The 11,058-nt window shown below is 72.7% G+C and carries 11 protein-coding genes; all 11 read right to left on the bottom strand.

Annotated features, from left to right (window positions below):
• Positions 1 to 814: 814 nt before the first annotated feature.
• The 11 genes from QJR14_02790 to QJR14_02740 all read right to left on the bottom strand — a co-directional run bounded on the left by QJR14_02790 (position 815) and on the right by QJR14_02740 (position 11,051).
• Positions 815 to 2,323: an NOL1/NOP2/sun family putative RNA methylase gene (locus QJR14_02790; GenBank protein MDI3316549.1), complete on the bottom strand. Its 1,509-nt coding sequence runs from the start codon at positions 2,321 to 2,323 to the stop codon at positions 815 to 817.
• Positions 2,320 to 3,963, bottom strand: a complete 1,644-nt coding sequence (locus QJR14_02785) for a ribonuclease J (GenBank protein MDI3316548.1) — start codon at positions 3,961 to 3,963, stop codon at positions 2,320 to 2,322. Before QJR14_02785 ends, QJR14_02790 begins: the two co-directional genes overlap by 4 nt.
• Positions 3,964 to 4,160: 197 nt before the next feature.
• Complete coding sequence (gene dapA, locus QJR14_02780) at positions 4,161 to 5,057, bottom strand: 4-hydroxy-tetrahydrodipicolinate synthase (protein MDI3316547.1); 897 nt, start codon at positions 5,055 to 5,057, stop codon at positions 4,161 to 4,163.
• Positions 5,058 to 5,072: 15 nt separating this feature from the next.
• The gene (dapG, locus tag QJR14_02775; protein MDI3316546.1) at positions 5,073 to 6,341 is read right to left on the bottom strand and encodes an aspartate kinase; all 1,269 of its coding nucleotides are present in this window, start codon (positions 6,339 to 6,341) and stop codon (positions 5,073 to 5,075) included.
• Positions 6,342 to 6,356: 15 nt separating this feature from the next.
• A complete protein-coding gene (locus QJR14_02770) occupies positions 6,357 to 7,379 on the bottom strand; it encodes an aspartate-semialdehyde dehydrogenase (protein MDI3316545.1) in 1,023 nt (340 codons plus the stop codon).
• Positions 7,380 to 7,399: 20 nt separating this feature from the next.
• Positions 7,400 to 7,999, bottom strand: a complete 600-nt coding sequence (gene dpaB / locus QJR14_02765; GenBank protein MDI3316544.1) for a dipicolinate synthase subunit B — start codon at positions 7,997 to 7,999, stop codon at positions 7,400 to 7,402.
• Between the two features lie 5 nt (positions 8,000 to 8,004).
• Positions 8,005 to 8,880: an NAD(P)-dependent oxidoreductase gene (locus QJR14_02760; GenBank protein MDI3316543.1), complete on the bottom strand. Its 876-nt coding sequence runs from the start codon at positions 8,878 to 8,880 to the stop codon at positions 8,005 to 8,007.
• Between the two features lie 110 nt (positions 8,881 to 8,990).
• Positions 8,991 to 9,731 (bottom strand): 4-hydroxy-tetrahydrodipicolinate reductase, encoded by a 741-nt coding sequence (gene dapB, locus QJR14_02755; protein ID MDI3316542.1) that lies wholly within the window; start codon positions 9,729 to 9,731, stop codon positions 8,991 to 8,993.
• A 109-nt stretch (positions 9,732 to 9,840) separates the two neighbouring features.
• Complete coding sequence (locus tag QJR14_02750; protein MDI3316541.1) at positions 9,841 to 10,341, bottom strand: hypothetical protein; 501 nt, start codon at positions 10,339 to 10,341, stop codon at positions 9,841 to 9,843.
• Between the two features lie 58 nt (positions 10,342 to 10,399).
• Positions 10,400 to 10,645: a YlmC/YmxH family sporulation protein gene (locus QJR14_02745; GenBank protein ID MDI3316540.1), complete on the bottom strand. Its 246-nt coding sequence runs from the start codon at positions 10,643 to 10,645 to the stop codon at positions 10,400 to 10,402.
• Positions 10,632 to 11,051, bottom strand: a complete 420-nt coding sequence (locus QJR14_02740) for a dUTPase (GenBank protein ID MDI3316539.1) — start codon at positions 11,049 to 11,051, stop codon at positions 10,632 to 10,634. The genes QJR14_02745 and QJR14_02740 overlap by 14 nt, the downstream gene beginning before the upstream one ends.
• Positions 11,052 to 11,058 lie beyond the last annotated feature (7 nt).

Raw genomic sequence — 11,058 nt, 5'->3', positions numbered from 1 at the left:
GACGACGACCTGCGGGCCTACCGCTGGGTGAGCGGCCTGGTCCTGGCCGGCGCGGTCCTCTTCTTCTTCGTGCCGCAGGCGCTGGGCGTGGAAGGCAGCGACCAGGCATACCTCGCGCCGGTCAACGGCTGGCTCGTCACCAGCAGCAACGCCGGCTTGGCGCTGGCGCTGCTCTACGTCTCCTACGTCGGGCTGGCGCTGGTGGCCGGCTACCTCTTTCACCCACGTCCTCCGGTCGGTCGTCCGACCCGCCGTCGCCCGCCAGGAGAACCGAGGTGCCACCGCGGCCCGGTGAGGGGCGCGGGAAGTGTGGCCCTCGCTGCCCCGGGGTGCGACCCTTCACCCGGAGGCCGGGCCGGCCGCCACGCCGGCTCCGCCTCCCTTCGCACAAGGATCAGACAAGACCGCGCCGCGTCGCCTCCGCCGCCAGCTCGGCGCGGTTCAACTCAACAACCTGGAATTCTTGAGCATGGTAGGAAGGTCAGCGACCTGCGATTCCTGCTCCGTCGGTCGCGACCAGATCCAGCTGGCGCCGCGCCTCCGGGATCGGCGGAGTCAAGAGGGACCTGTCCCGGGTGATCACCGGTGTCGTCGATCGCGCTGCTGCTCCGCGGCGAAAGCCTGAAGCTGCGCTCGAGCCCGCAGATCGAACGGCTCTATCGGCGGGACATCGGCCTCCGGCGGGTCACGGCCCACCCGGCACGCGATGATGGCACCGGCGCGCTTTCGGAACCAGCACCGCGGCCACGGTCCGCTCTCCAGGCCGTCCCGGCGGAGGGTCCCCAACGGATCCCCGCCATTTCCTTCCAGACCTTCACGCCAGCCCGGGGTCCGCCCTTTCCGGCATGCCGCCCTGCTGCACCAGACAGCTCAGCAGCTGCTTGGCCCGCTCCCGGGCCAGGCTGGCGTGGAGGAGATGCCCGTCGTAGCGGCCGAGCCCCAGCCCCGCGCCGCCGGTGCGGAGGATGACCAGCCCGCGTTCCAGCGGCACCTCCCGGGGCCGGGTGACGCCGGAAGCCTCGGGCGAGAGGCCCCGTCCCTCCAGCAGCTCGCGCAACCGCTCCCGGTCCAGCTCCGCCCACTGGCGGCTCGCCAGCCCCCCGAGCCGGTGCAGGGCGAAACCCGACGGCCACCAGTGGCGCCCGGTCCAGCGGGCGAGCGGCAGCCCCGCCGTCCACCGCTCCGGCCAGGCGGGGAGCTGCGGCGACGAGGAGAGCCAGGTCCGCACCCCCCGGCGGTAGACGTGCAGCCCCCGCAGGGCCGCGACCGGGATGCCGAAGCGCTCCTCCAGCCACTCCCCGATCTCGGCCGCGGCGGCCTCGTCCGGTCTCTCCTCCGGAAGCGCCCGGTCCGGCCCACCGTCTGGGGAGCTCCCTCCGCCGCTCCAGGGGAGGCTGCCCAGCCGGCGCAACCGGGCGAGGAACATGCCGCCCGAGTCCAGGTGGTGCGGGTAGAGCCGGCGCGCCCGGCGAACCTGCGGGAGGAAGTCGACCCCTTCCCAGCTCCCCGCTCCCTCTACGCCCGGCAGACCGGCCGGTAGCTCCTCCGCCTCCACCGCCCCCCGGGCGGCCCGGAGCACCGCGTCCAGCACCGCCTCGTCCTCCTCGGGCGCGAAGGTGCAGGTCGAATAGACGACGACGCCACCCGGCCGCACCAGCTCCAGCGCCCGGCGCAGGAGCGCCTCCTGGAGCGAGGCCAGGTGCTGGCGCCGCCCGGGGCGGACCGGCTTCCGGGCCTGGCTGTCGCGCCGCAGGTTCCCCTCGCCCGAGCAGGGCGCGTCGACCAGCACCCGGTCAAAGGCGAGGCCGCCGGGGAAGCGACGCCCGTCGGTGACCGTCGTCACCACCGAGGTGACGCCCATCCGGCCGAGGTTGGCCAGGAGCCAGCCCGCCCGGGCGGGATCGGCCTCGTTGGCCACCACCAGGCCCGCCGGCCCCACCCGCTCCGCGATCTGCGTCGTCTTCCCGCCCGGAGCGGCGCTCAGGTCGAGGATCCGCTCGCCGGGCTGCGGGTCGAGGGCGACCACGGGGAGGGCCGCGGCCGCTTCCTGGAGGTAGAAGAGGCCGAGCCAGTGCTCGAAGGTGGAGCCGGGCGGGCAGGGTCCGGACTCCACCCGCATCACCTCCGGCGCCCACGGGTAGGGACGGAGGCGGAAGCCACGCGCCTCCAGGCGGGCGCGCAGCTCCGCCGGCGCGACGCGGAGCCGGTTCGCCCGCAGGGCGTCCGGCTGCGGCCGCGCCACCGTCTCGGCGAAGGCCTCCCAGTCGTCGATCAGCCCGCGGTAGCGTTCGAAGGCGGAGAGCAGGACGCCCTTCGCGATCACACCTCCACGATGATGGGCAGGATCATCGGCCGGCGGTGCGTCCGCTCGAACAGGAAGTGACCGGCCTGGTCGCGGACGGCCGCCTTGATCCCGTTCCACTCCGTGATCCCCTGCGCCTGGCAGGCCTGGAGCGCCTCGCGGACGCGCTCCTTCAACCCCTCCATCAGCGGCTCGGACTCGCGCACGTAGACGAAGCCGCGCGAGACCACGTCCGGCCCGCCCCGCACCTGGTGGCTCTCGCGGTCCATGGTGACCACGACGATCAGCACGCCGTCCTGGGAGAGCTGCTTCCTGTCGCGGAGGACGATGGAGCCCACGTCGCCCACGCCCAGCCCGTCGATGAGGATGTCGCCGGCCGTCACCTTGCCGCTGATGCGGGCGCTGTCCGGCCGGATCTCGAAGACCGAGCCGTTCTCGCCGATCAGCACGTTCTCCTTGGGGATGCCCACGCTCTCGGCGAGGCGCCCGTGCCGGATCAGGTGGCGCCACTCGCCGTGGACCGGCAGGAAGTAGCGCGGCCGGACCAGGTTGAGGACGAGCTTCAGCTCTTCCTGGCTGGCGTGGCCCGAGACGTGGACGCCGTTGTCGATCCCGTAGATCACGTCGGCCCCCAGGTGGTAGAGGTTGTCGATGGTCCGGTAGATCATCGTCTCGTTGCCCGGGATGGGCGAGGCGGAGATGATGACGGTGTCCCCGGGCACGATCTCCACCCAGCGGTGGTCGCCGGTGGCCATGCGGGTGAGCGCCGAGAGCGGCTCGCCCTGGCTGCCGGTGGTCAGGATGGCCAGCTGGTGACCCTTGTAGCGCTTCAGCTCCTCGACGCTGATCAGCGTGCCGGGCTTGACGTCGAGGTAACCCAGCTCCAGCGCCACCTGGACCGTGTTCTCCATGCTGCGGCCCACCACGGCCACGTGCCGGTGGTGCCGGACGGCGGCGCTGATCACCTGCTGGATGCGATGGACGTTGGAGGCGAAGGTCGCCACCAGCACCCGTCCGCTGGCCATGGCCATGGCCCGCTCCAGCGTCACGCCCACCGTCTTCTCCGAGGGCGTATAGCCGGGGCGCTCGGCGTTGGTGCTGTCGGACATCAGCAGCAGGACGCCCTCCCGGCCCAGTTCGGCCATCCGCTGGAGGTCGGCCACCTGCCCGTCCACCGGCGTCTGGTCGATCTTGAAGTCGCCGGTGTGGACCACCGTCCCCACCGGCGTGCGAATCGCCAGCCCGAAGGCGTCGGGGATGGAGTGGTTGACCCGGAAAGGCTCGACGGTGAAGCTCTCCCCGAAGGCGATCCGCTCCCCCGGCGAGTAGACCCGGGAGCCTTCGGGCAGCTGCATGTGGTGCTCCGCCAACTTCTCTTCGATGAGACCCAGCGCCAGGCGCGAGGCGAAGACGGGGACCGGGATCTCGCGCAGCAGGTAGGGGACCGCCCCCACGTGGTCCTCGTGACCGTGGGTGATCACCAGCCCGCGTACCTTCTCCCGGTGCTCCTTCAGATACGTGAAGTCGGGGATGACCAGGTCGATCCCCAGCATCTCGTCCTCGGGGAAGGCGAGCCCCGCGTCGTCGATCAGGATGTCGCCCCCGTACTCGAAGACGGTCATGTTCTTCCCGATCTCGCCCAGGCCGCCCAACGGGATGATCTTAAGCGGCTCGCCCGGGCCGTTCCCGGCACGTGAACGCCCGTGGCGAGGCCGTCGGCTTTTGGCTATTCCGACCCCACCTCACTTGGTGATGAAATTGGTCCGTCCGCCCGAACTCGTCGCCGTATTATAGTGCCCCGCCCCCTCTCCCAACAAGGAAGCGGGGCCGCCCGCCAGCACACGCCCCCGGCGGCGCCTCAGGCGATCAGCCCGGTCTCCCTCAGCGCCGCCTCCACCACCGCCTGCCCGCCCTCGGAGAGCGGGGCGAGCGGCGGCCGGCACTCGCCCACGGGGAAGCCCGTCCGCTCCAGCGCCCACTTGACCGGGATGGGGTTGGTGGTGACGAAGAGCGCCCTGTGCAGGGGAAGGAGCTCCAGGTGGATGCGCCGCGCCTCCTCCACGTCGCCGCGCCGGAAGGCGTCGATCATGGCGGCCAGCCGTCCGGGCACCAGGTGCCCCGAGACGCTGATCACGCCCACACCGCCCACCGCCAGCATCGGAAGCGTCAGCGAGTCGTCGCCGCTGTAGACGGCCAGGCGGCCCTCGGTCCGGCGGACGATCTCCGACGTCTCGTCGAAGTTGCCCGAGGCCTGTTTGAGCGCCACGATGTTGGGCACGTCCCGCACCAGCCGGACCACCGTCTCCGGCGCCAGATTGACGGCGGTCCGCCCGGGGACGTTGTAGAGCATGACGGGTAGCGAGACCGCCTCCGCCACGCTGCGGAAGTGGCGGTAGAGCCCTTCCTGGGGCGGTTTGTTGTAGTAGGGCGTCACCAGGAGGATCCCGTCGGCCCCCCAGCCCTCGGCCTTCCGGCTCCGCCGGATGCTGGCGCGGGTGTCGTAGGTGCCGGTGCCCACGTAGACGGGCGCCCGCCCGCCGATCGCCTCCCGCACCGCCGCCACCAGCCGCTCCAGCTCCTCGTCGGACAGGGTGGGCGACTCGGCCGTGCTCCCCCCGATGAGGAAGCCGTCCGCTCCCGCCTCCAGCAGCCGGTGCGCCAGCTCGCCCGCCCGTTCCGGCACGAGCTCGCCCCGCCCGTCGAAGGGGCTGACCAGCGCCACCGTCACCCGACCCGGCAACCTCGCTGCGGCCATCTTCTCCCCTCCGCTTCACACCCTGGGTCGTTCGCCCAGCTCGAAGGCTTCGTGGAGCGCCCGGACGGCCTCCTCCATCTGCTCGCCCCGGACCAGGCAGGAGATGGTGACGTGGGAGTCGGAGGTCTGGAGGATCTCGATCCCGCGCTCGGCCAGCGCCTCCACCACCCGCGCCATGACGCCCGGCAGTCCCCGCATCCCCGCGCCGACCACCGAGACCTTGGCGCAGCCGTGCAGGAGCGAGACCCCGAAGCCCTGGGGCTCCAGGATCTTTCGCGTCTTCTCGGCGTCCGCCTCGCGGACGATGAAGGAACGGCGGTCGGGCGAGACGTTGATCAGGTCGACGCTGACGCCCGCCTCGGCCAGGGGGCGGAAGATCCGCCGGTTGACGGCGCCCGAGTCGAGCCGGCCCTCCCCCGCCCCGTCGCCCTCCCGGGGGCTCCCCGTCACCTGGACCAGGCACATGTCGGTCATGTGGGCCACCCCGGTGATGATCCGGCCGCCGTAGAGGTCGGCCCAGGCGCCGGCGCTCTCGAACGCGTGGGTGATCAGCGTGCCGGGACCGTCGGAGAAGGTGCTCCGGATGCGCAGCGGCACGCTCCCCTGCATCGCCAGCTCCACCGCCCGCGGGTGGACGATGCGGCTGCCCAGGTCGGCCATCTGCAACACTTCCTCGTAGGTGAGGACGTGGAGCGTCCGCGCGTCGGGGACGATGCGCGGGTCGGCGGTCATGACACCCTCCACGTCCGAGTAGATCTCCACCTCTTCCGCGTGGAGCGCCACGCCCAGCGCCGCCGCCGTGGTGTCGCTGCCGCCGCGCCCCAGCGTGGTCACGTCGCCCCCCTCGGTGATCCCCTGAAAGCCGGTGACCACGGGCAGCAGACCCTGCTCCAGTCGCTGCAGGAGCGGCGTCGGCTCCACCCGGAGGATGCGGGCGTCGCCGAAGCGATGGTCGGTGAGGATGCCGCTCTGCCAGCCCGTCAGGGTGACGGGCCGGCCGACCCCCGCGCGGCGCAGGGTGGCGGCCAGGACGGTCGCCGAGATCACCTCGCCGCAGGAGATCATCAGGTCTTCCTCCCGGGGGTCGGGTTCCGGCTCCACCGCGCGGATCTGGTCGAGGAGCGTGTCGGTGGCGTAGGGATCACCCCGCCGCCCCATCGCCGAAACCACCACCACGGGTCGCAGCCCCTTGGAGAGGGCCGAGCGGACCCGCTGGACCACGTGCGCCCTGCGCTCGCTGTCGGAGACCGAGGTGCCGCCGAACTTTTGCACGATGATGCGCACGGGCGGGACCTCCCGTCAGAGCTGCCCGCGCTCGAGGAGCAGCTCGGCGATCTGCACGGCGTTGGTCGCCGCGCCCTTGCGCAGGTTGTCGGCCACGATCCAGAGGTCCAGGGCCCCTTCCAGCGCCAGGTCGGGGCGGATCCGCCCCACCCAGACCTCGTCCCGCCCCGCCGCCTGCAGCGGCGTCGGATACTCCCCCGCCTCCACCGCGTCGGCCAGGCGGATGCCGGCCGCCTCCGCCAGCAGTGCCCTCGCCTCGTCGGCGGACAGGGGGCGGCTGGGCTGGAAGACCACCGACTCGCCGTGCCCCACGAAGACCGGTACGCGCACGGCGGTGGCGCTCAGCCGGAGCCCGGGCAGGCCCAGGATCTTCCGGCTCTCGCGCAGGAGCTTCATCTCCTCCCGGGTGAACCCGCCCTCCTCCGGCCGGTCGCAGTGGGGCAGGAGGTTGAAGGCGATGGGGTGGAGGTAGGGGCTCGACGGGGAGCGCTCCGGCTGGCGCCCGCTCTGCCAGGCCCGCACCTCCTGCTCCAGCTCTTCCACCGCCTGCTGCCCGGTGCCTGAGACCGACTGGTAGGTGGAAACCCAGACCCGCTCCACGCCCGCCTCGCGGATGAGCGGCGCCAGCGCCACCACCAGCTGGATGGTGGAACAGTTGGGGCTCGCCAGGATCCCCTGGTGGTCCGCCACCGCCTCCGGGTTGACCTCGGGCACCACCAGCGGCACCCCGTCGCTCATGCGGAAGGCGTTGCTCTTGTCGACCACCACCGCCCCGCGCCGGACCGCCTCTGGGGCGAGCTCCCGGCTGGCCGCGTCCCCGGCGGCGATGAAGACCAGGTCGAGCCCGTCGAAGCGCTCGGGCAGCGCCTCCTCCACCTCCAGCTCCTCGCCACGGAAGCGGACCCTCCGCCCGGCCGAGCGCTCGGTCGCCATGGGCCGCAGCTCGCCCACCGGGAAGCGGCGGTCCTCCAGGACCTCCAGCAGCGTCCTGCCCACCATCCCGGTGGCGCCCACGATCCCGACCCGGACTCCTTCCAACTCCGAAACCTCCCGTCTCGTCACCGCTCTCCCGCCGGCCAGCTGCGCAGGAGCGGCTGCAGCTGGCGCCCCGCCAGCGCCGCCTCGATGGTCTCCGGCACCAGGTCGAGGTGGGCCACCAGCGAGTTCGGCTTGGCGAGCGGATCGTCCTGGCCGAACGGGACGAAATAGATGTTCTTGGCGTTCAGGAGCCTGCCCAGGTTGACCGCGTTCAGCCCCAGGGCGTCGTTGGTGGTGATGCTCAGGACCACCGGGCGGCCGTTCCGGAGCTGCGCCTTGACCGCCATGGTGACGGCGGTGTCGTTGATCGCGTTGGCCAGCTTGGCCATCGTGTTGCCGGTGCAGGGGACCACGGCCAGGAGATCCAGCGTCCGGTTGGGCCCGAAGGGTTCCACCTCCGGAATCGTGGTCAGCGGGGCTTGCCCGGTGATCTCCTCCACCCGGCTGAACCACGTCTCCGGGTCCCCGTAGCGCGTCGCCGTGGTGGCCAGGGTCTGGGAGAGGATCGGGATGATCTCAGCCCCTTCGGCCCGGAGCCTCTCCATCACCGGAAAGACGTGGGCGACCGTGTGGTGGGAGCCCGTCAGGGCCCAGCCCAGGCGCAGACCCCCGAATCGCATGCACCTTACCCCCTTTTCCACTCCACCCGCAAGACCTCCAGGATCACCTCGGCCAGCACCTCGCCGGCGCTGGCGGGCGCGTAACGCTCGGGGATGTTGGGCAGGATCTGATACCCTTCCGGCGGGCGCTCCCGGAGGGCAGGATCGAGCCCCCCCGGCCTGGAGGCGAGGTCCAGGACCGGCAGGGCCGGGCGGGCGAGGAAGAGTTCGGCACCCAGGAGCGGCGCCGGCACCGTGTTGAAGAGCAGGTCGGCCTCCCGAACCACCCGGGTCAGCGCCTCCAGCGGCGCCGCCTCGAGGCCGTCGGCGCGGGCCTCTGCGCGTTGGGGCGCGGTCGCGGCCAGGACGAGCACGCGGCTGTTCCATGCGGCGAGGAGGCGGGCGAGCGTCCTGCCGACGCGGCCGTAGCCGAGCACCAGGAGGCGCGCGCCCGCCAGCGTCCGCTCCAGCCGTTCCGCGGCCGCCAGGATGGCGCCCTCGGCGGTGGCCACCGCGTTGAGCCAGGCGAAGTCGTCGCGCTCCAGAAGGGCGACGGCCGGGTGGCGCCGGAGGATCTCCTCCAGGACCGGTTCGGCAGGGCCGGAGGCCGGGCGGCCGAAGAGGAGCGGGGTGCCCGCGGGGAGCGCCGCCAACCAGCCGGGGTCCAGGCGCCAGGCGGGAACGCCTTCCTCGGGGACCTCGGGGGTGGGGCCGACGCTGGCCAGCGGCAGGATCAGCGCCCGAAGGCCGGCGAAGGCCTCCGCCGCGCCCGCCTCGTCCCAGCCGTCCCCGCGGCGGATCTCCAGGACCTCCAGCCCCTCCTGGCGGAGCCGCGCGGCCGCCCGGGCCTCCCTGCGCCCGCCGCCCAGGAAGGCGATCCGTTCCCCGCGACGCACCCTCACCGCCTCCCGCCCTCTCTTCCTGCGCATGCAACCTATGCGCCGGCCGAGGGAGCCGTGAGCGGAAAGCTGTCCAGTGCCCGGCGGAAAACGGACAGGCCGGCGGAGAGGGTCTAGCCGACCAGCTCCCCCAGGTCGAAGACGGCGTGGTCCAGTTGCAGGACGCGCCGCACCGCCAGGATGACGCCCGGCGCGAAGGAGTCGCGGCTCGAGCTGTCGTGGGTGAGGGTGAGCGTCTCCCCGGTGCCGCCGAAGATCAGGGTGTGCCGGGCGACGAAGCCCGGCAGGCGGACGCTGTGGATGGGCACCGGGGCACGCGCGCCCGCCGCCTCCAGCGCCTCCGCCAGGTGGAGCGCGGTCCCCGACGGGACGTCCAGCTTGGTGTCGTGGTGGAGCTCCACCACCTCCACCTTGGGAAAGAAGCGGGTCGCCTCGCGGGCGAAGCGGCTCAGCAGGAGGATGCCGAAGGAGAAGTTGGGGATGACCGCGGCGCCCAGGCGGAGCTCCTGCGCCCGCTGGCGGATGGCGTCCACCTCCTCGTCGGCCAGCCCGGTCGTCCCCACCACCGGCCGGACGCCCCGCTCCAGGGCGAGGAGGGCATTCCCCCCTGCCACCGCGGGCAGCGTGAAGTCCACCAGCACGTCGGGCTGCTCCCGCTCCAGGCAGGTCGCCAGGTCCCCCTCCACCTGCAGCGCGGTGGGAACGCCCAGATGGGCGCTGAGCGGCTCCCCCGCGTGGCGGTGGGCGACCGCCCCCACCACCTCGATCCCGTCCGCCGCCAGCAGGCCCCGCGTGACCGCGCTGCCGGTCCTGCCCGTGGCCCCCGCCACCACGACCCGCACCGTGCCGCTCATGCCTTCCCCTCCCGCTCCGGGCTTCTGGCAAGAGACCATGCTAACAGAGAGCGGGGGCGCCTGTCCGAGCGCGCCCCCGCCGCCCGCCGTTCGACTGCACGTCGCCGGGCTAGAAGGTGCGCACCTCCTGCGCACCCTGCCGGCGCAGGATCTGCGCCGCCTCGTCGGCACGCCGGCTGTCCTCGACCACCGCCAGGAAGCGCCCGCGGCGGACCTCCTCCTCGTAACGGCGTCCCTCGCCTTCCGGGATGCCCATGTCCAGGAGGCCACCGGCGATGCCGCCGGCCGCGGCGCCGCCCAGGGTCGCCGCCAGCGGGCCCATGGCCACCAGCGGGCCGATGCCCGGGATGGCCATGGCGCCCAGCGAGGCGGCGAGGCCGACGCCGGCGCCGACGCCGGCGCCCCAACCCGTGCCGTTGGAGAGGTTCTGATCCCCCCACCCGGCGCCGCCCTGGTCACCGCCGGGGCCGGCGCCTCCTCCCTGGCGCGCCCGCTCGTCCTTGCCCGCCAGGGAGACCTGCCGCTCGTCGAAGCCGGCCCGTTTCAGCTCCTGCACGGCGCGCTCCGCCGCGTCCCGGTTCGCGAAGACCCCGGCTACCGTCCTTGCCATGGCTCAACCCTCCCACTCGAAGCGGACTGCCGGGTCTAGTATGTCCGCGCGGCCGGGCTCAGAGCCGGACGGCGCCGGGATCGACGTCGACGATCACGACTTCGCTGCCGATCCGGCGCACCTCCGACCAGGGGATCTCCCAGAGCCTGCGGCCGCCCAGGGGGCGCCAACCGCTCTCCACCGCCAGCGCCTGGATCTGGCCGGTCGCCGGATCGATCACCAGGTCGGCGTCGGACATCCGGCCAAGCTTCTCGCCGTCGCGGAGGTTGATGATCTCCTTCCCCTCCAGCTCACTCCAGAGCATGGCTCTCCCCTTCCTCGGGCGGGAGGGCGGCGTAGCCCGCCCGGCTCGAGCGGCCGTGCTGCCGCGCCAGGTTCTCCCGCTGCTTCTGGACGTACGCCTCGTAGAGCTCCTGGGGTCCCACGCCCAGGTGGAGGCAGAGGCTGACGAAGAAGTGGAGGACGTCGGCCAGCTCTTCCCGCACGGCCGCCCGGTCGACGGTCTGCCGGTTCTTCCACCATTTGAAATTGAGCGTCTCCAGAACCTCGATCAGCTCACCGATCAGGGCGAGGCTCACCTTCTCCGCCCAGACCTCCGGGGGGAAGTCCAGGGAGCGGAGGCGCGCGATCTCGTCGTCCAGCTCCTTCTGCCGCAAGAAGATGTCGCCCAGGCGATCCTCCGCCCTCCCCGCGTCGACCACGTGCCCCACCTCCCGG

Source organism: Bacillota bacterium (assembly GCA_029961055.1).
Lineage (GTDB): Bacteria > Bacillota > Sulfobacillia > JAIMAT01 > JAIMAT01 > JAIMAT01.
The sequence above is the reverse complement of the archived record's forward strand: the minus strand, read 5'-3'. Positions and strand labels throughout refer to the sequence as shown.